This window comes from Halomonas sp. SL1 (assembly GCF_003030865.2).
Classification (GTDB): domain Bacteria; phylum Pseudomonadota; class Gammaproteobacteria; order Pseudomonadales; family Halomonadaceae; genus Halomonas; species Halomonas halophila.
Genome location: NZ_PYUQ02000014.1, coordinates 18,501 through 41,379 on the forward strand (window position 1 = coordinate 18,501; position 22,879 = coordinate 41,379).

The 22,879-nt window shown below is 69.3% G+C and carries 21 protein-coding genes; 15 read left to right on the top strand and 6 right to left on the bottom strand.

Features of this window, described 5'->3' with window-relative positions:
- Positions 1-76 precede the first annotated feature (76 nt).
- On the top strand, positions 77-700 hold the full coding sequence (locus C9J49_RS08690) for a phosphoribosyltransferase (protein ID WP_046079397.1): 624 nt from the start codon (positions 77-79) through the stop codon (positions 698-700).
- 118 nt (positions 701-818) lie between these two features.
- Here C9J49_RS08690 and C9J49_RS08695 read toward each other — a convergent pair whose 3' ends face one another.
- Positions 819-1,169 carry a phasin family protein gene (locus C9J49_RS08695; protein WP_181454269.1) on the bottom strand — a complete coding sequence of 117 codons (351 nt, stop codon included), beginning with the start codon at positions 1,167-1,169 and terminating at the stop codon, positions 819-821.
- 149 nt (positions 1,170-1,318) lie between these two features.
- Positions 1,319-2,026 (bottom strand): glutathione S-transferase N-terminal domain-containing protein, encoded by a 708-nt coding sequence (locus tag C9J49_RS08700; RefSeq protein WP_107181254.1) that lies wholly within the window; start codon positions 2,024-2,026, stop codon positions 1,319-1,321.
- A gap of 318 nt (positions 2,027-2,344) precedes the next feature.
- Here C9J49_RS08700 and C9J49_RS08705 point away from each other — a divergent pair, with 318 nt between their 5' ends.
- The 6 genes from C9J49_RS08705 (at position 2,345) to C9J49_RS08730 (ending at position 9,287) form a co-directional block, all read left to right on the top strand.
- Positions 2,345-4,045, top strand: a complete 1,701-nt coding sequence (locus tag C9J49_RS08705; protein WP_107181255.1) for an L-lactate permease — start codon at positions 2,345-2,347, stop codon at positions 4,043-4,045.
- 371 nt (positions 4,046-4,416) lie between these two features.
- Positions 4,417-5,916, top strand: a complete 1,500-nt coding sequence (glcD, locus tag C9J49_RS08710; RefSeq protein ID WP_107181256.1) for a glycolate oxidase subunit GlcD — start codon at positions 4,417-4,419, stop codon at positions 5,914-5,916.
- A gap of 9 nt (positions 5,917-5,925) precedes the next feature.
- Positions 5,926-7,011, top strand: a complete 1,086-nt coding sequence (gene glcE / locus C9J49_RS08715) for a glycolate oxidase subunit GlcE (protein WP_107181257.1) — start codon at positions 5,926-5,928, stop codon at positions 7,009-7,011.
- A gap of 1 nt (position 7,012) precedes the next feature.
- A complete protein-coding gene (glcF, locus tag C9J49_RS08720; RefSeq protein WP_111382304.1) occupies positions 7,013-8,242 on the top strand; it encodes a glycolate oxidase subunit GlcF in 1,230 nt (409 codons plus the stop codon).
- Between the two features lie 168 nt (positions 8,243-8,410).
- Complete coding sequence (locus C9J49_RS08725; RefSeq protein ID WP_046079404.1) at positions 8,411-8,812, top strand: heme-binding protein; 402 nt, start codon at positions 8,411-8,413, stop codon at positions 8,810-8,812.
- A 166-nt stretch (positions 8,813-8,978) separates the two neighbouring features.
- The gene (locus tag C9J49_RS08730; RefSeq protein ID WP_046079405.1) at positions 8,979-9,287 is read left to right on the top strand and encodes a hypothetical protein; all 309 of its coding nucleotides are present in this window, start codon (positions 8,979-8,981) and stop codon (positions 9,285-9,287) included.
- 73 nt (positions 9,288-9,360) lie between these two features.
- Here the strand turns inward: C9J49_RS08730 and C9J49_RS08735 are convergent, their stop codons facing one another.
- A complete protein-coding gene (locus C9J49_RS08735; RefSeq protein WP_258393856.1) occupies positions 9,361-10,245 on the bottom strand; it encodes a choline sulfate utilization transcriptional regulator in 885 nt (294 codons plus the stop codon).
- A 145-nt stretch (positions 10,246-10,390) separates the two neighbouring features.
- Here C9J49_RS08735 and betC point away from each other — a divergent pair, with 145 nt between their 5' ends.
- The 6 genes from betC (at position 10,391) to C9J49_RS08765 (ending at position 17,653) form a co-directional block, all read left to right on the top strand.
- Positions 10,391-11,923 (top strand): choline-sulfatase, encoded by a 1,533-nt coding sequence (gene betC, locus C9J49_RS08740; protein WP_046079407.1) that lies wholly within the window; start codon positions 10,391-10,393, stop codon positions 11,921-11,923.
- 193 nt (positions 11,924-12,116) lie between these two features.
- On the top strand, positions 12,117-13,754 hold the full coding sequence (locus C9J49_RS08745) for a BCCT family transporter (protein WP_107181259.1): 1,638 nt from the start codon (positions 12,117-12,119) through the stop codon (positions 13,752-13,754).
- A gap of 159 nt (positions 13,755-13,913) precedes the next feature.
- Entirely contained in the window at positions 13,914-14,828 is a 915-nt protein-coding gene (locus C9J49_RS08750) for a DMT family transporter (protein ID WP_107181260.1), read from the top strand.
- 41 nt (positions 14,829-14,869) lie between these two features.
- The gene (locus tag C9J49_RS08755) at positions 14,870-15,136 is read left to right on the top strand and encodes a DksA/TraR family C4-type zinc finger protein (protein ID WP_046079410.1); all 267 of its coding nucleotides are present in this window, start codon (positions 14,870-14,872) and stop codon (positions 15,134-15,136) included.
- Between the two features lie 116 nt (positions 15,137-15,252).
- Positions 15,253-16,842, top strand: coding sequence for a bifunctional GNAT family N-acetyltransferase/carbon-nitrogen hydrolase family protein (locus C9J49_RS08760; RefSeq protein WP_035593681.1), 1,590 nt, complete (start codon positions 15,253-15,255; stop codon positions 16,840-16,842).
- Positions 16,843-16,846: 4 nt separating this feature from the next.
- A complete protein-coding gene (locus C9J49_RS08765; RefSeq protein WP_107181261.1) occupies positions 16,847-17,653 on the top strand; it encodes a zinc-dependent peptidase in 807 nt (268 codons plus the stop codon).
- Here the strand turns inward: C9J49_RS08765 and C9J49_RS08770 are convergent.
- From C9J49_RS08770 to C9J49_RS08780, 3 genes are all read right to left on the bottom strand, one after another.
- The gene (locus C9J49_RS08770; protein ID WP_107181262.1) at positions 17,605-19,101 is read right to left on the bottom strand and encodes an ATP-binding protein; all 1,497 of its coding nucleotides are present in this window, start codon (positions 19,099-19,101) and stop codon (positions 17,605-17,607) included. The two genes, C9J49_RS08765 and C9J49_RS08770, sit on opposite strands and share 49 nt — an antisense overlap.
- Entirely contained in the window at positions 19,098-19,760 is a 663-nt protein-coding gene (locus tag C9J49_RS08775) for a response regulator transcription factor (RefSeq protein ID WP_107181263.1), read from the bottom strand. Before C9J49_RS08775 ends, C9J49_RS08770 begins: the two co-directional genes overlap by 4 nt.
- Positions 19,761-19,892: 132 nt before the next feature.
- The gene (locus C9J49_RS08780; RefSeq protein ID WP_107181419.1) at positions 19,893-20,762 is read right to left on the bottom strand and encodes a LysR substrate-binding domain-containing protein; all 870 of its coding nucleotides are present in this window, start codon (positions 20,760-20,762) and stop codon (positions 19,893-19,895) included.
- Between the two features lie 107 nt (positions 20,763-20,869).
- Between C9J49_RS08780 and C9J49_RS08785 the strand changes: the two genes are divergently transcribed.
- Together C9J49_RS08785 and C9J49_RS08790 are read left to right on the top strand one after the other, a co-directional pair.
- Positions 20,870-22,039 (top strand): TauD/TfdA family dioxygenase, encoded by a 1,170-nt coding sequence (locus tag C9J49_RS08785; protein WP_046079413.1) that lies wholly within the window; start codon positions 20,870-20,872, stop codon positions 22,037-22,039.
- Between the two features lie 116 nt (positions 22,040-22,155).
- Positions 22,156-22,833 carry a TVP38/TMEM64 family protein gene (locus C9J49_RS08790; protein WP_035593688.1) on the top strand — a complete coding sequence of 226 codons (678 nt, stop codon included), beginning with the start codon at positions 22,156-22,158 and terminating at the stop codon, positions 22,831-22,833.
- Positions 22,834-22,879 lie beyond the last annotated feature (46 nt).

Consider the following 22,879-nt stretch of genomic DNA (forward strand, 5'->3'; position numbering starts at 1 on the left):
ATCAACCAGACCTTGGCCGCGAATGCCCGTCGACTGAACTAGACTCGAAGCCATGCAGGCGATAGCGGAGGCCGCCATGTTTCGTGACCGTCGGGATGCCGCCGAACAGCTGGCCCATCGGCTGGCGCCCTTGAAGGAACAACGCCCCCTGATCCTCGCGATCCCCCGGGGCGGCGTGCCCATGGGGCGGCTGATCGCCGATGCGCTGGAGGGCGAGCTGGACGTGGTGCTGGTGCGCAAGCTCGGCGCGCCGGGCAATCCGGAGTACGCCATCGGCGCGGTGGGTGAAGAGGAACGCGTGCAGCTCGAGCCTGCGGCCGCCCACTATGACGAGCGGCAGATCGCCAGCGAGATCGAGACCCAGCAGGCGCTGCTGGCCGAACGCCGGCGCCGCTACACGCCGGTACGCGCGCCCATCGATCCGGCGGGGCGCGTGGTGGTGGTGGTGGACGACGGCAGCGCCACCGGCGCCACCATGGCCATGGCGCTGGAGACCCTGAAGCACCGCCACCCGGCGTGGCTGATCGCTGCCCTGGGCGCCGCCCCGCCCGAGACCGTGGTCCGCCTGGAGGCCCTCGCCGACGAGGTGGTCTGCCTGGAGGCCCCGGCCAGCTTCGGCGCCGTCGGCCAGTTCTTCGCCGATTTCGGCCAGGTCAGCGACGACGAGGTCGTGCGCCTGCTCGGCACCGAACACGGCTGATCGTCTCGGCCACAAAAAAGGGCCATCGCATGGCGATGGCCCCAAAGGCCCGGCAGGGCCCCCTTGCTCGGTCGGCGTCCGGCAGCCCCAAGGCCAGCCGGACGCCGAGGATGGTCGGTTAGTTCGCGCCGAGTGCCTTGAACTGCTGCTCGGCCAGGGTCTGGCATTTCTGGGCGTAGTCCTGGCCGAGGCTCAGCAGGGTCTCGGCGTCGGACTTGAGCCGGTCGCCGAGCGACTGCATGGCCTGCTGCTGCCCGTCCAAGGCCTTCTGGACGTCCTCGGCGCTCCTCACCGACAGCCAGCCGCGGGCCTGGGCCAGGGTCGCCTCGGACACCGATTCGGCGGCGCCGAACTGGGTCGCCATCAGTTTCTCGGCGGTCTCGAGATTGAGGGCGCCATAGGCGCGCATCGGGGTCACGAAGAGGGATTCGAACTGCTCACCGGTCTTGGCGTTCGCTGCCTGGGTCATGCTCCACCTCCGATTAGGGACGCACAGCGGGCGACGGCCCGTGTTGCATTGCAACATAGCAGGCGATTTTGTGCGCCGCAACATGGCTTTTTTCATCCCGCTGATGCTCTCCCTCCCTCGGCGTGTCACCGCGTGTAGCCAGGCCTGCCCTAGCGATAGGCGCCCTCGATATCGGTCACCCGCGTCGCCTCGCGACCCAGCCCGTCGTGCAGGTCGAGCATGCGCTCGCGCCAGGCGTAGACCGGATCGGCATTGGAGATCAGGTCGGCGCTGGACACGCAGTGCGCCCACATGAAGAAGCCGAACACCAGGTAGTCGGCGCCGCCCGGGGCGTCGCCGTCGAGGAAATCCGCCTCCTCGAGACGGCCGCGCAGCGGCGCCAGAGCGGCGTCGAGCTGCGACAGCCCCTTCGCCGGCGAGTGGAATTCCTCGAGGCTGCGCCCTAGGCGCGCCTCCCGGCTTTCGCGGAAGTAGTCACGATCGTCGGGATGGATGACGTTGAACAGGTCCATGACGATGGTGCGAAGGATGGCCGGCGCCAGGGCGCGCTCGGCGTAGTGCTTGAAGAAGCGCGCACGGGCCTCGGCCGGCCCCTCGCCGAGCAGCGGCGAATCGGGATAGGCGCGATCCAGATACTGCAGGATGGCGTAGCTGTCGGTCACCGTCTCGTCGCCGTCGACCAGCACCGGCACCTTGTCGGTGTCGGCGAAGGCGAGCACGTCCTTGTCGGTGAAGCGCCAGGGCCGGGCCTCGACGTCCAGCCCCTTGTGGGCCAGGGCGTAGCGAACGCGCCAGCAGTAGGGCGAGAACCGCAGCCGTTCATCGATGCCGCACAGGTCGTAGAGCACGCGTGTCATACCGACTCCTCATCGCTTGGGTAAACCCCGATGGTGACAGGCCGGCGCCTTTCCCGCACGCCGCGGACGGCGCGCCCGATCTTGTCTATTGGTCGAAGCACCGTGCCGGCCAAAAGGTCGCTCGTTTTCATTCCAGTGGCGTTAACTCTTTGATCCAGCATGGCTTTCGTAAATGTAAGACAAACTTTTCGAGCCAGAAATAGTGGTCATACCAATTTACCCTGGATGGTCAATCCACGCGGCCGGCCGTAAGGTTCCCGCGGATCGTCGCCCGCACGCGACCCACAACAACACCACCATCGATGAGGGACCTCATCCATGCACGACTCTCTACTGGCGCTACTGGCGTTCACTCCTCTGCTGCTGGCGGGGATCCTGCTGATCGGCCTGCGCATGGCGGCGCGGGTCGCCATGCCGATCGTCTTCGCCGTGACCGCCGTCATCGCCCTGTTCGCCTGGGACATGACCACCACCCGGGTGCTGGCCTCGACCCTGCAGGGCCTGATGCTGACGGTGGCGATCCTGTGGATCATCTTCGGCGCCATCCTGCTGCTCAACACGCTCAAGCATTCCGGCGGCATCACCGCCATCCGCAACGGCTTTTCCGGCATCAGTCCGGACCGCCGCGTCCAGGCCATCATCGTCGCCTGGCTGTTCGGCTGCTTCATCGAGGGCGCCTCGGGCTTCGGCACCCCGGCCGCGGTGGCCGCCCCGCTGATGGTCGCGCTCGGTTTCCCGGCACTGGCCGCCGTGGTCGTCGGCATGATGATCCAGTCCACCCCGGTATCCTTCGGCGCCGTGGGCACCCCGATCGTGGTCGGCGTCTCGGGCGGTCTCGACAGGAACGGGATCACCGCCGCCCTGGAGGCCGGTGGCAGCAGCTGGCTCGACTACTTCCACCTGGTGGCCGGTGAGGTCGCGGTCGTCCACGCCCTGGTCGGCGTGTTCATGCCGCTGCTGATGGTTACCGTGATGGTGCGCTTCTTCGGCGCCAACCGCTCCTGGAAGGAAGGCCTGGCCATCGCGCCGTTCGCGCTGTTCGCCGGCGTGTGCTTCGTGGTGCCCTATGCGCTGGCCGGCGTGCTGCTGGGGCCGGAGTTCCCGTCGATGATCGGCGCCATGGTCGGCCTGGCCATCGTCGTGCCGGCCGCCCGCCGCGGCTTCCTGATCCCCAAGGAAAGCTGGGACTTCCCGGCATCGACCTCCTGGCCGGACCACTGGATCGGCAAGCTGGTCATCAAGACCGACGAGGTGGTCGGCAAGACACCCATCTCCACCGCCATGGGCTGGCTGCCCTACGTGCTGCTGGCCGTGCTGCTGGTCGCCTCGCGCACCATCGACCCGCTGAAGCAGGCGCTGACCTCGGTGAGCCTGAGCTGGAGCAACATCCTCGGCGAGGCCGGCATCTCCGGCAGCATCCAGCCGCTCTACCTGCCCGGCGGCATCCTGGTGGCGGTGGTGCTGCTCACCGCGCTGCTGCATCGCATGCGCCTCGGCGAGCTGCGTGCCGCCTTCGGCGAATCCACCCGCACCCTGGCCGGTGCCGGCTTCGTGCTGGTCTTCACCATCCCCATGGTGCGTATCCTGATCAACTCCGGCGTCAATACCGCCGACCTGGTGTCGATGCCGGTGGCCATGGCGAGCCTGGTGGCCGACGGCGTCGGTGACATCTACCCGCTGTTCGCGCCCGCCGTGGGTGCCCTCGGCGCCTTCATCGCCGGCTCCAACACCGTGTCCAACCTGATGCTGTCGGACTTCCAGTTCAACGTGGCCCAGCAGCTCGGCGTCTCCACGGCCCTGATGGTGGCCCTGCAGGCCGTCGGCGCCGCCGCGGGCAACATGATCGCCATCCACAACGTGGTCGCGGCCTCGGCCACCGTGGGCCTGCTCGGCCGCGAGGGGATCACCATCCGCAAGACGATCCTGCCGACGCTCTACTACGTGCTGGCGGCGGGGCTGATCGGCCTGGTGGCCATTCAGGTCTTCGGCATCGGCGACCCGCTGCTGGCCCTCGGCTGAGCCGGCGCCCGCCCACGGTCAAGGCCGCGGGCGGGCTCGGGCCGACTCGTTCATTAGTCTAACGAGCGCCGGGCGATGGCTCGGTCATCCTCGGCGCTCCGATGCCTAACCCCTTGATTGTCCATGAAGATCATCGCCCGTCGACGCAAGAAGCGCGGCATACAATTGGTCTTACCATTGACCCAGCGTAGCCATCGGCGCCCTGCGGGTCGTATCGTTTCCTTATCGGACCTTCCCTGGCAACGCGGCGACGATTCGCTCTCGCGGCACACGATCGTGGACAGGGAGGCAACTGGAAAATATTTCTGCAAACGCAAGAGGCGTGTTCTGATCGCGGTCATGCCATCGCCGCCTCACCAGCCGGAGCCGTCATGAACATTCACTTCGACGCACGACTCGACGGCGAGCTGCCCCGCCGTGACAAGGCGGAGGTGCTCGCCAGCCTGCAGCAGGCCGCCCCCGGCCTGACGCTGCTCCATCGCGAGGAGGACCTGCATCCCTTCGAATGCGACGGCCTGGCCGCCTATCGCGTCATGCCCATGCTGGTGGCTCTGCCGGAGACCCTCGACCAGGTCGAGGCGCTGCTCAAGGGCTGCCGGGCACTGGGCGTGCCGGTGGTCACCCGCGGCGCCGGCACCGGCCTCTCCGGCGGCGCCCTCCCGCTGGAGCAGGGCGTGCTGCTGGTGATGTCGCGCTTCAGCAGGATCCTCGAGGTCGACCCCGATGCCCGCATCGCCCGCGTCCAGCCCGGCGTGCGCAACCTCGCCATCTCCGAGGCCGCCGCGCCCTTTGGTCTCTACTACGCGCCGGACCCCTCCTCCCAGATCGCCTGCTCCATCGGCGGCAACGTGGCGGAAAACGCCGGCGGCGTGCACTGCCTCAAGTACGGCCTGACCGTGCACAACGTGATGAAGGTCGAGATCCTCACCATCGAGGGCGAGCGCATGACCCTCGGCAGCGAGGCGCTGGACGCCCCGGGCTTCGACCTGCTGGCGCTGTTCAACGGCTCGGAGGGCATGCTCGGCGTGGTCACCGAGATCACCGTCAAGCTGCTGCCCAAGCCCGAGACCACCAAGGTGCTGATGGCCAGCTTCGACGACGTGGGCAAGGCCGGTCGCGCCGTGGGCGACATCATCGCCGCCGGCATCATTCCCGGCGGGCTCGAGATGATGGACAACCTGGCGATCCGCGCCGCCGAGGACTTCATCCACGCCGGCTATCCGGTCGAGGCCGAGGCCATCCTGCTGTGCGAGCTGGACGGCGTGGAAGCCGACGTCGACGACGACGCCGACCGGGTCCGCGAGGTGCTCGAGAGGGCCGGCGCCATCGACATCCAGCAGGCCCGCGACGAGGCCGAGCGCGCCCGCTTCTGGGCCGGACGCAAGAACGCCTTCCCCGCGGTGGGCCGCATGTCGCCGGACTACTACTGCATGGACGGCACCATCCCCCGCCGCGAGCTGCCCCGCGTGCTGCAGGGCATCGCCGACCTGTCCGAGGCCTACGGGCTGAAGGTAGCCAACGTCTTCCACGCCGGCGACGGCAACATGCATCCGCTGATCCTGTTCGATGCCAACCGCGAGGGCGAGCTCGAGCAGGCCGAGGCACTGGGCGGCAAGATCCTTGAGCTATGCGTGGAGGCCGGTGGCTCGATCACCGGCGAGCACGGCGTGGGCCGCGAGAAGATCAACCAGATGTGCGCCCAGTTCGGCAGCGACGAGCTGACCACCTTCCACGCGGTGAAGGCGGCCTTCGACCCCGAGGGCCTGCTCAACCCGGGCAAGAACATCCCGACCCTGGCGCGCTGCGCCGAGTTCGGCGCCATGCACGTGCACGGCGGCGAGCTGCCGCACCCCGAGCTGCCCCGTTTTTGAGGAATGATCATGGCCACATCCACATCCCCGCAGGACCGGGACATCAGCGCCGAGCTGGGCGAGCGCGTCCGCCAGGCCAACGCCGCGGGCACGGCGCTGCGCATCGTCGGCGGTGACACCAAGGCCTTCTATGGTCGCCCCGTGGAGGGCGAGACACTCGCCACCCGCGAGCATCGCGGCATCACCGGCTACGACCCGGTGGAGCTGATCGTCTCGGTGCGCGCCGGCACGCCGCTGGCCGAGCTGGAAGCGGCGCTGGCCGAGAACGACCAGATGCTGCCCTTCGAGCCGCCGCACTTCGGCGACGCCGCCACCGTCGGCGGCACGGTCGCCGCCGGACTCTCCGGCCCGCGCCGCCCCTGGGCCGGCGCCGTGCGCGACTTCGTGCTCGGCGCCCGAGTGATCACCCACACCGGCGACGAGCAGCGCTTCGGCGGCGAGGTGATGAAGAACGTCGCCGGCTACGACCTGTCGCGGCTGATGGTCGGCGCCCAGGGCGGCCTGGGGCTGCTCACCGAGGTCACCCTCAAGGTGCTGCCGCGCCCCTCGGCCTGCCACGGCCTGCGCCTCGAGATGCCGCTGGACGAGGCCCGCGAGCGCCTCGCCGAATGGGGCCGTCATCCACTGCCGCTGACCGCCGCCGCCTGGCAGGACGGCGCCCTCCACCTGCGCCTCGAGGGCGGCCCCGGCTCGGTGGCCACCACCCGCGAGCGCCTCGGCGGCGAGGACCTCGATCCCGGCTTCTGGGACGACCTGCGCGAGCAGCGCCTGCCCTTCTTCGGCGGCGATGACGACCGCCCGCTGTGGCGCATCTCGCTGCCCCAGCGCGCCCGCCTCGAGGCCGACGGCCTCGACGAGCAGGCCATGCTCCACGACTGGGCCGGCGCCCAGCGCTGGCTGAGAAGCGACCTGCCCGCCGAGACCCTGCGCGAGGCCTGCGCCGCCGCCGGCGGACACGCCACCTGCCTCACGCCCGGCGCCGCCGAGCCCTTCACCCCGCTGCCCGAGGTGATGCTCAGGTACCACCGCCGGCTCAAGGCCGAGCTGGACCCGAAGGGCATCTTCAATCCGGGCCGACTCTACGCGGAGCTCTGACATGCAGACGCACTTCACCGAACAGGATCTCGAACAGCCGCACATCCGCGAGGCGGAGCGGGTGCTGCGCACCTGCGTGCACTGTGGCTTCTGCAACGCCACCTGCCCCACCTACCAGCTGCTGGGCGACGAGCGCGACGGCCCCCGCGGGCGCATCTACCTGATGAAGCAGATGCTGGAGAACCCCGAGGACGACGTCGTCACCGAGGAGACCCGGCTGCACCTGGACCGCTGCCTGACCTGCCGCAACTGCGAGACCACCTGCCCGTCCGGGGTGGAATACCACAAGCTGCTCGACATCGGCCGCGCCGAGATCGAGCGCCGGGCACCGCGGCCCGCCGCCGAGCGCGCGCTGCGCTTCGGCCTGCGCAAGGCGCTGGTCGAGCCGGCCCGCTTCCAGGCGCTGCTCAAGCTCGGCCAGACCTTCCGCCCGCTGGTCCCCGGCACGCTGCGCGACAAGATGCCGCCGGCACCGGTGGACGCCGGCAGCCGCCCCGAGGGTGCCCGCCATGAGCGCCAGATGCTGATTCTCGAGGGCTGCGTGCAGCCGGGGCTCTCGCCCAACACCAACGCCGCCACCGCCCGGGTGCTCGACCGCCTCGGCATCGGCCTGACCCCGGCGCCGGAGGCCGGCTGCTGCGGCGCCATCGACTATCACCTCAACGCCCAGGACGCCGGCCGCGCGCGGATGCGCGCCAACATCGACGCCTGGTGGCCCCACGTCGAAGCCGGCTGCGAGGCCATCGTGCAGACCGCCAGCGGCTGCGGCGCCATGGTCAAGGAATACGGCGAGGTGCTGGCCGACGACCCGGACTACGCCGACAAGGCCGCGCGCATCAGCGCCCTGGCCAAGGACCTGGTGGAGATCCTGCGCGCCGAGGACCTGGAGCCGCTGACGCTGCGCGAGCACAAGCGCCTGGCCTTCCACTGCCCCTGCACCCTGCAGCACGCCCAGAAGCTCGGCGGCAGCGTCGATGCCGTGCTGGCCAAGCTCGGTTTCTCGCTGACCCCGGTGCAGGACGCGCACCTGTGCTGCGGCTCGGCCGGCACCTACTCGGTGACCCAGCCCGAACTCGCCACCGAACTGCGCGACAACAAGCTCGACGCCCTGGAGGCCGGCGAGCCGGAAGTGATCGTGACCGCCAACATCGGTTGCCAGACCCACCTGAACGGCGCCGGCCGCACTCCGGTCAGGCACTGGATCGAGATCGTGGACGAGGCACTGATGTGATCGTGACGCGCGCTCATTCCTTCAGCTGCCAGACGCACCCGAACGGCGCCGGCCGCACTCCAGTCAGGCACTGGATCGAGATCGTGGACGAGGCGCTGGCATGATCGTCCACGGCGCTTTTCAATGACAGACTGATACCCCCAGACATCCCAAGAAGGAGCTAACCAGATGCAGACCAAAGCTGTACTGACCCTGGACGACGTCAACGTCCTGCTCGACGCGGCACAGAAGGAAGCCGAGGCCAACGGCTGGTCCGTGACCATCGCCGTGGCCGACGATGGCGGTCACCTGCTCGGCCTGCGCCGGCTGGACGGCGCCGCGCCCTTCAGCGCCGGCGTCGCCACCGAGAAGGCGCGCAACGCCGCCATCGGCCGCAAGGAGACCCAGGTGTTCGAGGAGATGATCAACAACGGCCGCACCGCCTTCGCCACCGCACCGCTGCAGGCCCTGCTGTCCGGCGGCGTACCGGTGATCGTCGACGGCCAGGTGGCCGGCAGCATCGGCATCTCCGGCGTCAAGCCCGACCAGGACGTGCAGATCGCCAAGGCCGCCGTGGCCAGCCTGACCTGACGCTTGCAGCACCTCTCTCGTCCCGACGACAGGAGCCCGGCCATGGCCGGGCTCCTGTCGTTTCGGGCATCCCCCTTGCGTATCCGGGAATTTTTGCATAGGTTTTGTATAGCATTCGACGAAATGCACGGATGCCTATCACACCCAAACGGATGAGAGGTGCACCATGAAACGTATTGCGACCGCTGCCGTCACCCTCAGCGCTCTGATGATGCTGTCCGGCGCCGCTCTGGCGTCACATCACGAGGAAGACGAACTGGCCCCCAACCAGGGCGTCGACAGTGCCAACGAGGTCGAGCAGGGCACCATGGAAGGTCATGACGGTGCGATGGGCGACGATCCGATCGTCGAGGAAGGCGGTACGGACAGCGCCAACGATCCCGCCGAAGATGCCGCTACCCACGCCGAGGGCAGCGTCGACGACGAGGTGGCCCCCGCAAGCGGTGTGGATTCCGCCAACGACCCCGAGGACTGAGGGACAGGCCCTCAGGCAGTCAACGGCAACGCAAGCCCCGGCCCAGACCGGGGCTTTTTCGTGCCGGGAACGCTCAGCCGGCCAGTATCCAGGCCATGAAGGCCCGCTTGGCGTCGCGCCGATCCTCGGGGTGGACGTCGATCACCCCGTAGCCGTTGGAGGTGCTCAGCGAGAGGCCGTCCAGCCCCGTCAGCATGCCGCGCTCGATCAGGTCATCGACCAGCCCCCGCCAGCCCAGCGCCACCCCCTGCCCGGCGATCGCCGCCTGCACCAGCAGCGGGTAGTTGTTGAAGATCAGTTCCGACGGCGCCGGCTGCGCCCGGCCGCCCAGGCGCACGAAGTAGCCGGGCCAGTCCAGCCACTGCTGCCCCTGGTCGGCGCTCAGCGTCAGCAGCGGCACCTCGCCGAGGCGCGCCAGCCCGTCGATCGGGCCGTGCTGGCCAAGGAAACCGGGGCTGCAGACCGGAAACACCTCCTCGTCCAGCAGCCGCGTCGCGCCTTCCAGGCCGCGGCGGTCGCCGAACACGATGGCGATGTCGACCTCCTGGCCCTGCCAGTCGAACACGCCCTGGTTGGTCTGGATGCGCACGTCGATGTCGGGATGCCGGCGGCGGAAGTCGGGCAGCCGCGGCAGCAGCCAGTAGGAGGCCAGCGAGAAGTCGGTGAGGATGTTCAGGCGGGGGTTGCGATGGCGCCGCTGTAGCCGGTCGATGGTGTTCTCGATGGTCGCGAAGCCTTCCTGCACGGCCTCGAACAGCGCCTGGCCCGGCTCGGTGAGGCGTACGCCGCGGTGCACGCGATCGAACAGCTTAAGGCCGAGTTGCTCCTCCAGGGCACGGACCTGCTGGCTGACCGCCGACTGGGTGGAGCGCAGCTCCCTGGCGGCGGCGGTGAAGCTCAGGTGGCGAGCCGCCGCCTCGAACACCCGCAGGCCGTTGGGCGATACCCGTTTATCCATCAAAGACATTAGTTAATCTAATTCCAGACATAAAAAATCAGCGAGTTTACAGGGTTTGAGATTAGCAGGGAGACTGTCGCCTCGACACACACCGACGCGGCGACCACGACGATGCGCGTGGCCACAATGAACAAGAGGAGCTCCCATGGCGCGCAAGCAACCCCATATCCTGTTTCTGATGGCGGACCAGATGGCGGCGCCGTCGCTGCCGTTCTACGGCCACAGGGTGGTCAAGACGCCGAACCTGTCGCGCCTGGCGGAAGAAGGCGTGGTGTTCGACTCGGCCTACTGCAACAGCCCGCTGTGCGCGCCGTCGCGCTTCACCCTGATGGCCGGCCAGCTGCCCTCGCGCATCGGCGGCTTCGACAACGCCGCCGAGCTGGCCGCCGACACCCCGACCTACGCCCACTACCTGCGCGACGCCGGCTACCTGACGGCGCTGACCGGCAAGATGCACTTCTGCGGCCCGGACCAGCTGCACGGCTTCGAGGAGCGCCTGACCTCCGACATCTATCCGGCCGACTTCGGCTGGTACGTCGACTGGGAGGACGTCGAGTCGCGCCCCAGCTACTACCACAACATGTCCTCGGTCACCCAGGCCGGGCCTTGCGTGCGCTCCAACCAGCTCGACTTCGACGACGAGGTGACCTTCCGCGCCCAGCGCTTCCTCTATGACTACGCACGCAGCGACCAGGACCGTCCCTTCTGCCTGACGGTCTCGCTGACCCACCCGCACGATCCCTACACCATTCCGCAGGAATACTGGGACCGCTACGCGCACGACGAGATCGACATGCCGCGGGTGCCCTACTGCCGCGAGCTGATGGATCCGCACTCCAAGCGCCTGCGCCACGTCTACCAGTGCGACGAGGACACCGTCACCGACGAGCAGATCCGCAACGCGCGCCGGGCCTACTACGGCGCCATCAGCTACGTCGACGACCAGCTGGGCAAGGTGCTGAAGGCCCTCGAGGAGAGCGGACTCGCCGAGGACACCATCATCGTGTTCTCCGGCGACCACGGCGACATGCTCGGCGAGCGCGGCCTGTGGTACAAGATGAGCTGGTTCGAGGGCTCCGCCCGGGTGCCGATGATCGTCCACGCGCCGGGCCGCTACGCCGCCGGCCGGGTCAAGCAGTCCGTCTCCACCATGGATCTGCTGCCGACCTTCGCCGAATGGGGCAACGACGGCCAGGCGCCGGAATACGCCGTGCCCGTCGACGGCCGCAGCCTGATTCCCCACCTCACCGGCCAGGGCGGCCACGACGAGGTGATCGGCGAGTACTGCGGCGAGGGCGCCATCGCGCCGCTGCTGATGATCCGACGCGGCCGCTACAAGTTCGTCCACTCCACCCCGGATCCGGACCAGCTGTTCGACCTCGAGGCCGACCCGCTGGAGCTGACCAATCTGGCCGAGGATCCCGCCCACCGGGAAGTGTGCCGGCAGTTCCGCGACGAGGTGGCCGGCCGCTGGGACATCGAGCGGCTGCACCAGCAGGTGCTCGACAGCCAGCGCCGTCGCAAGCTGGTGGCCCGGGCTAACATGAAGGGCAGGGTCACGCCCTGGGATCATCAGCCGCACTTCGACGCCAGCGTCCAGTACATGCGCAACACCATCGACCTGGACGATCTCGAGGCACGCTCGCGCTTTCCGAGAGTCGACGCCGAGCAGGCCTGACCCTGCGCCGCCGCCGGGCTTCCGGCGGCAGCGCCCGATCCGGCCAGGCGCCGGGTCCGCTTCACTTCCCCGCAGGAGGCCGTGCCGAAGTCGGCTTTGATACGCGGCCGGGCCGCTACCGAACATACGGTCCGGCCGACGTATGAGAGACTCCGTCGGCCATTTCGCCTCCCCCATGCAGGAGCAGTCTTTCATGAATCATCCAAGCGAGCCGACACCCGCCGCGGTGTCGAGCGACATGCAGACGGACTACACCGTCGGCCAGGACAACATCGAGGGCAGCCTGGGCCCCATCGGTTTCGATATCCATAACCGGGTCTTCGCCATCTCGGCGCTGGCCTCGATCGCCTTCATCGTCCTCACCCTGCTGTTCCCCGAACGGGCCGGCAGCCTCTTCCAGTCCATCGTCAGCTTCTCCACCGGCACCCTCGACAGCTACTTCATGATCGTGGTGGATGGCTTCATCCTGTTCTGCCTGGCACTGGTCGTGCTGCCCTACGGCAAGGTCCGCCTGGGCGGGCCCGAAGCCACGCCGGAGTACGGCTATCTCTCCTGGTTTGCGATGCTGTTCGCCGCCGGCATCGGCATCGGCCTGCTGTTCTTCGGCGTGCTGGAACCGGTCTACCACGCCAACGTCTCCTCGCCACTGGGCACGCCCTCGCCCTTCGACGCCGACGGGGGGCTGAACCCGGAGGCCGTCACCAACGCCACCGCCATGGGCCTGGCCGGCACCTATCTGCACTGGGGCATCCACGGCTGGGCCGTCTACGTGGTCATGGCACTGGCGCTGTCCATCTTCACCTACAACAAGGGCCTGCCCTTCTCCATCCGCTCGGCCTTCTTCCCGCTGCTGGGCGACCGTGTCTGGGGCTGGTGGGGCCATGCCATCGACATCCTGGCGGTGTTCTCGACCCTGTTCGGCCTGGCCACCTCGCTGGGCCTCGGCGCCCAGCAGGCCAACGCCGGCATGAACTTCGTCTTCGGCCTGGACGTCAGCATCACCACCCAGGTGATCGTGATCGTGGCCGTCACCGCGGTGGCGCTGGTCTCGGTGTGGCGCGGCCTGGACGGCGGCGTGAAGCGGCTCTCCGAGATCAACATGGGCATGGCCGTGCTGTTCTTCTTCTTCGTGCTGTTCGCCGGCCCGACCCTGGCCGCGCTCACCGGCTTCTGGAGCGGCCTCGAGACCTACGTGACGGAGTTCATCCCGCTGTCGGCGCCCTTCGGCCGCGAGGACGACGCCTATCGCCAGTCCTGGACCATCTTCTACTGGGCCTGGTGGGTCAGCTGGGCGCCCTTCGTCGGCATGTTCATCGCCCGCGTCTCCCGGGGCCGCACGGTGCGCGAATTCGTGATCTGCGTGCTGCTGATCCCGAGCCTGTTCATCTTCATCTGGATGGGAGTGTTCGGCGCCACCGCCCTCGACCAGCTCTATGCCAATCCGGCAAGTAGCCTGGTCAAGGAATACGTGATCGACAACTACAGCCCCGAGCTGTCGCTGTTCGGCATGCTCAACGAACTGCCGCTGTCGGGCCTGATGTCGACCCTGGGCATCATCCTGGCGCTGATCTTCTTCGTCACCTCGTCGGACTCCGGTTCGCTGGTGATCGACACCATCACGGCCGGCGGCAAGATCGACGCGCCGCGCCCCCAGCGCATGTTCTGGGCCACGGTGGAAGGCCTGATCGCCATCGTGCTGCTGATCGGCGGCGGGCTCTCGGCGCTCCAGGCCGGCGTCACGGCCACCGCGATCCCCTTCTCGGTGGTGATGATTCTGATGTGCTACACCATCATCAAGGCGCTGAACGGCGAGCTGCGCGCCCTGCGCTGAGGCCGCGAACTCACTGACGCCGCCCCCTGGGCCCATGCCGCATCGCGGTGGCCGACCCAGGGGGCGGCTCGCGTCTGGTCCCCTGCCGTCGACGGCCTTATTATCGAAGGCTCATCTTCAGGCCGCTCACGACCGCCCTTTCATCGACGCGAGGATGCCATGTCACCGTTCGTCTTCCTGCTGCCGCTCGGCGCCGTGCTGATCTGGTCGGGCAACATGACCATCAACCAGCTGACCGTCGGCGCCATCGCCCCCAGCAGCATCGCCTTCCTGCGCTGGCTGCTGGCGCTGGCGGTGATGACGCCCTTCGTCGCCTCCGCCGCCTGGCGCCATCGCGCCATCATCCGCCGCGAATGGCCGAAACTGGCGACGCTGGGCCTGCTGGGCATGGGGCTGTGGCAGGGCCTGGCCTACGTGGCCGCCGAGACCACCTCGGCCACCAACATGGGCATCCTGGCCGCCATGGTGCCGCTGATCACGGTGCTGCTCAGTGCGCTGATCCTGCGCGAGCCGCCCAGCCTCGGCGGCGTGGCCGGCGGGGTGCTGGCGCTGGTCGGCGTCAGCGTGCTGCTGGGCCAGGGCGACCCGCTGTCGCTGCTCGACCTCGAGGTCGCCGTGGGCGACGCCCTGATGGTGGTGGCCGCGACCTGCTATGCGCTCTACGGCGTGATGCTCAAACGCTGGACGATCGACCTGCCGCCCTGGGTGCTGCTCTACGCCCAGGTGGTCTTCGCCGTGCTCCTGCTGCTGCCACCCTACCTGGCGGGACCGATGACGCCGGTCAGCGCCGACAACCTCGGCCTGATCGTCTACGCCGGGATCCCCGCCTCCATCGTCACCACCTACCTGTGGATGCACGCCATCCGCCGCATCGGCGCCAACCGTTCGAGCATCTTCATCAACCTGATGCCGCTGTTCAGCGCCATCATCGCCATGCTCGCACTGGGCGAGACCGTCTCCAGCTTCCACTTCCTGGGCGGCGCCCTGATACTGGCCGGCGTGGTGATGGCCCAGACCCTGACCCGGCCGCTGGCGCGCCGCGAGCTGCCCACGGCGAGCCGCGAGACGCACTAGGAGGCCGCACGACAACACGCACTGCGAACGAGGAACACGAGATGGCCGGAGGCTGGTCGAAGGACGGCGACGTCCAGCAGCAGATCGACGACAGCGTGCAGGACGAGCTGGAGCGCGCCCGGCGCGCGATCCCCCGCGGCGAGAGCGCCCATGAATGCGACGAGTGCGGCGAGCCGATCCCCGAGGCACGGCGCCAGGCCGTGCCCGGCGTGCGGCTGTGCCTCGCCTGCCAGGCCGAGCGCGACAGGCGTCAGGGCCCGGGCGGCGGCTTCAATCGCAGAGGCAGCAAGGACAGCCAGCTGCGCTAGGACACCGGAGCGCGAGCCCTGAAGCCGTGGACGCCGCCTCGTCACAACGCCTGTCGGCCCGAGGGCAAGAGGCTGCTAAACTGCGGCTTTCGTTCCCCGACCGGAGAGTCCGCGGCATGTCCCTCGATGATCTGCATCTCAATCTGCGCAACCTGACGCAGGACGACTACCCGCAGCTCAAGACGCTGATGGACGCCGTCTACCACGACATCGGCGGCGCCTGGCCCGAGCACACCATCGACAAGCTGATCGAGGAATTCCCGGACGGCCAGATCGCCATCGAGGACGACGGCCGGCTGGTCGGCGTGGCCCTGACCGTGCAGGTCGACTACGACGAGTTCTCCAACCCTCACCAGTACGACGACCTGATCGGCCAGCGCGAGATCATCCTCAACGACGCCGAGGGCGACGCCATGTACGGCCTCGACGTGCTGATCCATCCGGACTATCGCGGCTATCGCCTGGGCCGGCGGCTCTACGAGGCGCGCAAGGACCTGTGTCGCTCGATGAACATGCGGGCGATCCTCGCCGGCGGCCGCATCCCCCAGTACCACCAGTACGCCGACGAGCTCTCGCCGGCGGAGTACATCGACAAGGTGGCGCGCAAGGAGATCCACGACCCCATCCTGTCGTTCCAGCTGGCCAACGACTTCCAGGTCAAGCGCCTGCTGCGCAAGTACCTGCCCGAGGACGAGAAGTCCCAGGGCTACGCGACTCTGCTCGAGTGGAACAACATCCTGTTCGAACCCGCCGAGCGGGTGCTCGAGAGCCGCCGCACCCAGGTGCGGGTCGGCGCCGTGCAGTGGCAGATGCGCGAGTTCGACTCGGTGGAGGCGGTGCTGCAGCAGGTCGAGTACTTCGTCGACGCCCTGGCCGACTACCAGAGCGACTTCGCGGTCTTCCCGGAGCTGTTCAACGCCCCGCTGATGGGCCTGCAGGACCGCGCCGCCCAGCAGGACCAGATCGCCGCCATCCGCTTCCTGGCCGGCTTCACCGAGCGCTTCAAGACCGAGCTGTCGCGCATGGCCGTGGCCTACAACATCAACATCGTGGCCGGCTCGATGATCGAGTTCGGCGAGGAGGACCGACTCTACAACGTCGCCTACCTCTGCCACCGCGACGGCTCCGTCGAGCGCCAGGCCAAGCTGCACATCACCCCCCAGGAGCGCCGCGACTGGGTGATCGAGGGCGGCGACGAACTGCAGGTGTTCGAGACCGACGCCGGTCGGGTCGGTATCCAGATCTGCTACGACGTCGAATTCCCCGAGCTCTCGCGGCTGCTGGCCGAACAGGACATGGACATCCTGTTCGTTCCCTTCTGGACCGACACCAAGAACGGTTACCTGCGGGTGCGCCACTGCGCCCAGGCCCGGGCCATCGAGAACGAATGCTACGTGGTGCTGTGCGGCAGCGTCGGCAACGTGCCCTCGATCGAGAACCTCGACATCCAGTACGCCCAGTCCTCGGTGTTCTCGCCCTCGGACTTCTCCTTCCCCCACGACGCCGTGCTGGCCGAGACCACGCCCAACACCGAGATGATCATGTTCTCGGACCTGGACCTGACCCGGCTCACCGTGGTGCGCAACGAGGGCTCGGTGACCAACCTCAAGGATCGCCGCCAGGACCTGTTCGACCTGCGCCTGCGCGACTGGTCGTGGAAGTCCGGGGGCCGGCCATCCGCGGGCCGCGACGTGGACGAGAGCTGAGGCCGTGCTGGAGCGCCTGAGGCGCTGGCGGGCGGCCCGCTTCGAGGCCCGCCACCCCTTCCCCGAGGCCGAGTGGCAAGAGGCCCGGGCACGGCTGCCGCTGCTCGCCGCCCTGCCCGACGCCGCCGCCGAGCGCCTCGGCCATCGCGCCTGGCGCTTCGCCCATGCCAAGCGGCTGAGCCGCCATCCCGAGCTCGACCCGGCGATCGACTTCGACGTGCCGGCGCGGCTGGCCATCGCCGCCCAGGGCTGCCTGCTGACCCTGGGCTGGGACGACGCCACCCACCGCGAGGCCTTCGCCGGCCTGCACGAGATCCTGATCGTGCCCGACGCCTTTCATCGCCGGGTGGAGGAGATGGACGAATTCGGGGTGATGCACGAATACGACGACGAGCGCGCCGGCGAGACCTCCCACCAGGGGCCGGTGGTGGTCGCCTACCCGGACCTGATGGAAAGCGGCCGGCTCGACGGCTTCAACGTGGTGATCCACGAGCTGGCCCACAAGCTCGACATGGCCAACTCGCTGGACGCCGACGGCTTCCCGCCGCTGCCTGCCGACATGGCCGCGCAGGACTGGCATCGCGTGTTCACCACCGTGTGGGACGACCTCCAGGCGCATCTCGCCCGCGGCGAGGCCACGCCCATCGACGACTACGCCGCCAGCCACCCGGGCGAGTGCTTCGCGGTGAGCTGCGAGACCTTCTTCGCCGCCCCCGCGGCGCTGGACGCCGCCTATCCCGAGCTCTACGGCCTGCTCGGCCGCTACTTCCGCCTCGATCCGCTGTCCTGGCACTCGCCGTCCTCCGACTGACCTCTACGCTCTGCCGCGTCCGTTCTCACCGCCCCCGGGCGGGCAAGCGCCGGCGGCCGGGCCGGCCAGCGCAGCGCGGCCTCGAGGCCGTGCGGATGGCAGTTGCGCAGCGTCAGTCCGGCCTGCTGGCGCTCGGCCAGCTGCTGCACGATCGCGAGCCCCAGGCCGCTGCCGGTGGTGCGCTGGTCCGCGGCGCGCCGGAAGCGTTCGGTGATGGTGGCCAGCGCCTCCTCGGGAATGCCCGGGCCGCTGTCGCGCACCGCCAGCACGGCGCTGTCGGCGGTCTCGGAGAGCGTGATCGCCACCTCGCCGTGCTCCGGCGTGTAGCGCAGGGCGTTGTCCAGCAGGTTGCGGATCAGGATGCCCGCCTCCACCGGATCGGCACGCACCCACAGCGCCTGAACGCCGTGCAGGGTCATCTCCTGATGCCGGGCCTGGGCCCAGGGCCACAGCTCGGCGACCAGCTCGAGCACCAGCGGATAGAGATCGATGTCGCGGGTCTCGCGGGCCTCGCGGCGGTCCAGCCGCGCCAGCACCAGCAGCTGCTCGACCACCCGCTGCAGCCGTTCCACGCCGCGACAGGCCTTGTCCAGCGAGTCCCGCTCGCCGGCCCGGGCGTTGTCGAGGTGGATCTTCAGCCCGGCCAGGGGCGTGCGCAGCTCATGGGCGGCATCGGCGGTGAAGCGCCGTTCGCGCTCGAGGGTCTCGCGCAAGCGAGCGATGAAGTCGTTGAGGGCCTCGCGCAGCCCCGACAGCTCGCGGGGCACGCCGACGTCGATGAAGGCCAGGTCGCGGTCGTCGCGGCCGGCCACTTCCCGCGACAGGGTGCCGATCGGGATCAGCCCCCGGCGCACGATCCAGCCCGTGGCGACCAGCAGCAGCGGCAGTGCCAGCAGCATCGGCACCAGGTTGCCGAGCGCCACCTTGCGCTCGAGCTCGTGCATGAACTCGATGCTGACCCCGGAGCGGATCCACAGCCCGCTGTCCTCGTCGAACATCGAGAACACCCGCCAGCGGCCGCCGTCGTACTCGGCCCAGGCGTAACCCTGCTCCTCGGGCGGCGGGAAGGGCCCGGCCCCGCTCCAGGGCGCGCCCGTCAGGTACGGGCGGCCGTCGCGGTGCCAGAAGCCCAGCGACAGCTCGCGTTCCTCGTGATGATAGAGCGCCGCCCCCCGGCCGGCGGCCTCGAGCGGCGCCTCGCCATCCGGATAGAAGCTCGCGAGGCGCTTCGGATGGCTCATGCGCTCGGCGATCCGACGATAGGTCGCCTCGGAGGCATCCGGACCGATCAGGCTGGCCACCACCCGGTTCTGCAGGCTGAGCTGGGCGTCGAGGATCTCCTCGGTCTCGTGGGCGGTGATCAGGTAGGCGGCGGTGACGACCAGCAGCGTCACCCCGGCGAGGACCAGCGCCAGGGTGCGGCTCAGGTAGCGGCGAATCGACCTCATGCATCACCGGCGTTCAGCCGATAGCCGACGCCCCGGATGGTGGTGATCAGGCCCTTGTGGAACTTCTTGCGCAGATGATGAACATGCACTTCCACGGCGTTGGAGGCCACTTCCTCCTCCCAGCCGTAGAGCAGGTTCTCCAGCCGCGGCCGGGTCATCACCCGGTCGGCGTGGCGCGCCAGCTCCAGCAGCAGCGCGTACTCGCGGCGCGTCAGGGGCATCTCCTCGCCCTGCCAGACCACCCGATGGCGGGCCTCGTCGATGCGCAGCTCGCCCACGTCGAGGAACTGCGAGGCCCGGCCCTCGGCGCGTCGCATCACCACCCGCAGGCGGGCCAGCAGCTCGGCGAGGTCGAAGGGCTTGAGCACGTAGTCGTCGGCGCCGCCGTCGAGCCCGGCCAGGCGCGAGTCGATGTCGTCACGGGCGGTGAGGATCAGCACCGGCAGCGAGCCGCGGCCACGCACCGCCTCGAGCACCTTCATGCCGTCGACGTCGGGCAGGCCCAGGTCGAGCACCACCACCGAGAAATCGTCGTAGCGGGCCGCCGCCATCGCCTCGCGGCCGTTCTCCAGCCAGTCGACGGCGTAGCCCTCGCGCTGCAGCGCGGTCTTGATGCCATCGCCCAGCAGCGGGTCGTCCTCCACCAGCAGCACGCGCATGCGCCTCTCCTTTGCCTGTCCCGGTCGCGACTCGTACGGCCATTGTCCGGGCGATGTCTTAAGCCTTGCTTAAGCTCCCCGTTCAAGACTAGCGTACCTCTCGGCCTGCCGAGTCAGTCGGCAATACGGTGCTTAATCGTCCAGCCCCTGCGCCAGCCAGCCCCACAGTCGCTCGGCCTCCGGGCGCGGCTGGCGTCGGGCCGGGCGCACCAGCCAGAAGCCCTCATCGCTCTCCACCGGGAGCTCGAGGGCCACCACCAGGTCGTCGCGCTCCTCGATCAGCCGCCGATGGGTCAGCGCGATGCCCGCGCCGCGGGCCGCCAGCGCCAGGGTCATCATCTGGTTGTCGCAGGACAGCGCGGCACAGCGCGATCCCAGCCCCGCGGCGCCCACCGCCTCCAGCCAGGCCGGCCAGCCCACCGCGAAGCCCACCGCATGCAGCAGGGTATGGCCGGCCAGGTCCGCCGGCGTGGCGAAACGCTCGGCCAGCGCCGGCGCGCATACCGGCACCATCACCGCCTGACCCAGCGACAGCGCCTCCACACCCGGCCAGTCGCCGCGGCCGTAGCGGATCTCCAGATCGGCACCCTCGGGGCCGAAGTCGTCCGGCCAGATGGCGCTGACCAGGCGCAGCGCGATCTCGGAATGCGCCTCGCGAAAGGCCGCCACCCGCGGGGCCAGCCAGTTCTGCTGCACCACCGGCGTGGTGCGCAGGGTCACCGGCGACTCGCCGGGCTCGCCGAACACCTCCCGGGTGCCCTCGGCCAGCCGCGTGAAGGCGTCCTGCAGGCTTGGCAGCCAGGCCTGGCCCGCCGGGGTCAGGCTCAGGCTGCGCGGATGACGCACGAACAGTCGCTGGCCCAGGCGATCCTCGAGCAGGCGAATGCGCTGGCTGATCGCGGCCTGGGTGACACCGAGCTCGTGGCCGGCAGCGGTGAAGCTCAGGGTGCGGGCGGCGGCCTCGAAGGCCTGCAGCCACAGCAGGGGAGGAAGGGGCTTCATGGAAAAGTCTGACATAAATTTTTTGGGGTCATAGGCGCCAGATTAATCGTTTGTCGCGCCTCCGCCCAGCCGTCACCATTAGCGCATTAACGATGAAGGAGCCGATCATGACCGATACGCCGACCGCCGAGGCGCGCCCCAGCGTGCCCATGGCCGAACTCGACGACCACGCCGGCGGCCCCGGCCTGGTCGAGGCCAGTGCCGCCGGCGCCCGCCTGACCCTGTCCTGGGAAGACGGCGAACGCGCCGCCTTCCCGCTGACCTGGCTGCGCGACCACTGCGCCTGCGCCGAGTGCCGCCATCCGATGACCCGCGAGCGCCTCTACATGGGCCTCGAGGTGCCGGACACGCCCGAGGTGCGCCTCGAGGACGGCAACCTGACGCTGACCTGGGCCGACGGCCACGTCAGCCGCTTCGACGCCGGCTGGCTGCAACAGCGCCGCCCCGGCCAGACACGCCCGGATGCCGTGCCGACCCGCCGGCCCTGGCGCGAGGACTTCCGCCCCGTGCGCGTCGCCCACGCCGACTTCGTGGCCGGCGCCGAGGGCGAGCGCGCCTGGCTGACCGCCCTGCTGCGCGACGGCCTGGTGCTGCTCGAGGACGGCCCGCTGGCCGACGAGGAGGTCAGCCGCCTGGCCGGTCGCATCGGCCCGCTGCGCGCCACCAACTTCGGCGCCCGCTTCGACGTGCGTTCCAAGCCCAACCCCAACAACGCTGCCTACACCGCCATCGGCCTGGCGCTGCACACCGACCTGCCGAACTGGCGCCATCCGCCGGACATCCAGCTGCTCTACTGCCTGGAGAACGACGCCGAGGGCGGCGAGTCGACCTTCGTCGACGGCTTCGCCGCGGCCGAGAAGCTGCGCCGCCAGGATCCCGAGGCGTTTCGCCGCCTCGCCGAGACGCCGATCGACTTCCGCTTCCAGGACGAGGAGCACGACATCGTGCTGACCGCCCCGCTGCTGTCGCTCGATACGGCCGGGAACGTCACCGAGGTGCGCCTCAACAACTGGATCCGCGACACCCTGCGCCTGCCGCTGGAGCAGATCGACGCCTGGTACGACGCCTACCGCGCCTTCTGGCAGCTGACCCAGGACCCGGACAACCGGCTCGAATTCGCCCTGGCCCCGGGCCAGATGGTCGCCTTCGACAACCGCCGGGTGCTGCACGGGCGCCTCGCCTTCAATCCGGAGAGCGGCCGTCGCCATCTCCAGGGCACCTACCTGGACCTCGACCTGTGCGAGTCCCGCCTGCGGGTGCTGGCGCGCCAGGGCTGAGGCGTCGATGCGCCGCCCCGCCGACGCTCACGAGCCGCGGCGGGGCGGCACGAGGCTTTGGGCCATGGCGTCACTGCCGTATGCTGTGGCCTGAGCTGACCAGGAACCCCTGCCCCATGTCCCGATCCCTCGGCGTCGTCGCCCTGACCCTTACCCTTCTCGTCGTCCTGGGCCTGCTGTGGCAGTGGCTGGCCATGCAGGACCTGCTCACCGTCGACAGCCTGATGGCGCTGGCCAAGGGCTCGGTGGCCTGGCGCGACGCGCCCTGGGCGGTGCTGGTGGTGATGGCGGTCTACGCCGGTGCCTCGCTGGTGATGTTCCCGCTGAGCCTGCTGGTGGCGCTGACCGGGCTGCTGTTCGGCCCCTGGTGGGGCTTCGGCTACGCGCTGGCCGGCACCCTCGCCGCCTCGGTGCTGACCTGGTGGGTGGGTCGCAAGCTCGGCCGCGACGCCCTGCTGCGCCACGGCGGCCAGCGCCTCAAGGGCCTGTCGCGCTACCTCTCGGGGCGCGGCATCCGCACCATGACGCTGGTGAACCTGCTGCCGCTGGCGCCCTTCACCCTGACCAACATGATGGCCGGGGCCTTCCACCTGCGCTTTCGCGACTACATGATCGGCTCGACCCTGGGCATCCTGCCGGGGCTCGCCGGCGTGACGCTGCTCGGCAGCCAGCTCGGCGAGCTGGCCGCCGCCGACAGCCGCAAGGACGTGGTCATGGCCCTCGGCGGGCTGGTGCTGGGCGTGGCGCTGCTCTACGGGCTCAAGCGCTGGGCCGAACGCCGCCGGCGGCGCTGAGGCCTGGGCCGGGCGGCCCGAGTCGAGGCCGCCAGTCTGGAAGGCA

Coding starts and splice junctions, on each gene's coding strand:
- C9J49_RS08690 (WP_046079397.1), top strand. CDS start 77: ATGTTTCGTGACCGTCGGGATGCCGCCGAACAGCTGGCCCATCGGCTG.
- C9J49_RS08695 (WP_181454269.1), bottom strand. CDS start 1,169: ATGACCCAGGCAGCGAACGCCAAGACCGGTGAGCAGTTCGAATCCCTC.
- C9J49_RS08700 (WP_107181254.1), bottom strand. CDS start 2,026: ATGACACGCGTGCTCTACGACCTGTGCGGCATCGATGAACGGCTGCGG.
- C9J49_RS08705 (WP_107181255.1), top strand. CDS start 2,345: ATGCACGACTCTCTACTGGCGCTACTGGCGTTCACTCCTCTGCTGCTG.
- glcD (WP_107181256.1), top strand. CDS start 4,417: ATGAACATTCACTTCGACGCACGACTCGACGGCGAGCTGCCCCGCCGT.
- glcE (WP_107181257.1), top strand. CDS start 5,926: ATGGCCACATCCACATCCCCGCAGGACCGGGACATCAGCGCCGAGCTG.
- glcF (WP_111382304.1), top strand. CDS start 7,013: ATGCAGACGCACTTCACCGAACAGGATCTCGAACAGCCGCACATCCGC.
- C9J49_RS08725 (WP_046079404.1), top strand. CDS start 8,411: ATGCAGACCAAAGCTGTACTGACCCTGGACGACGTCAACGTCCTGCTC.
- C9J49_RS08730 (WP_046079405.1), top strand. CDS start 8,979: ATGAAACGTATTGCGACCGCTGCCGTCACCCTCAGCGCTCTGATGATG.
- C9J49_RS08735 (WP_258393856.1), bottom strand. CDS start 10,245: ATGGATAAACGGGTATCGCCCAACGGCCTGCGGGTGTTCGAGGCGGCG.
- betC (WP_046079407.1), top strand. CDS start 10,391: ATGGCGCGCAAGCAACCCCATATCCTGTTTCTGATGGCGGACCAGATG.
- C9J49_RS08745 (WP_107181259.1), top strand. CDS start 12,117: ATGAATCATCCAAGCGAGCCGACACCCGCCGCGGTGTCGAGCGACATG.
- C9J49_RS08750 (WP_107181260.1), top strand. CDS start 13,914: ATGTCACCGTTCGTCTTCCTGCTGCCGCTCGGCGCCGTGCTGATCTGG.
- C9J49_RS08755 (WP_046079410.1), top strand. CDS start 14,870: ATGGCCGGAGGCTGGTCGAAGGACGGCGACGTCCAGCAGCAGATCGAC.
- C9J49_RS08760 (WP_035593681.1), top strand. CDS start 15,253: ATGTCCCTCGATGATCTGCATCTCAATCTGCGCAACCTGACGCAGGAC.
- C9J49_RS08770 (WP_107181262.1), bottom strand. CDS start 19,101: ATGAGGTCGATTCGCCGCTACCTGAGCCGCACCCTGGCGCTGGTCCTC.
- C9J49_RS08775 (WP_107181263.1), bottom strand. CDS start 19,760: ATGCGCGTGCTGCTGGTGGAGGACGACCCGCTGCTGGGCGATGGCATC.
- C9J49_RS08780 (WP_107181419.1), bottom strand. CDS start 20,762: ATGAAGCCCCTTCCTCCCCTGCTGTGGCTGCAGGCCTTCGAGGCCGCC.
- C9J49_RS08785 (WP_046079413.1), top strand. CDS start 20,870: ATGACCGATACGCCGACCGCCGAGGCGCGCCCCAGCGTGCCCATGGCC.
- C9J49_RS08790 (WP_035593688.1), top strand. CDS start 22,156: ATGTCCCGATCCCTCGGCGTCGTCGCCCTGACCCTTACCCTTCTCGTC.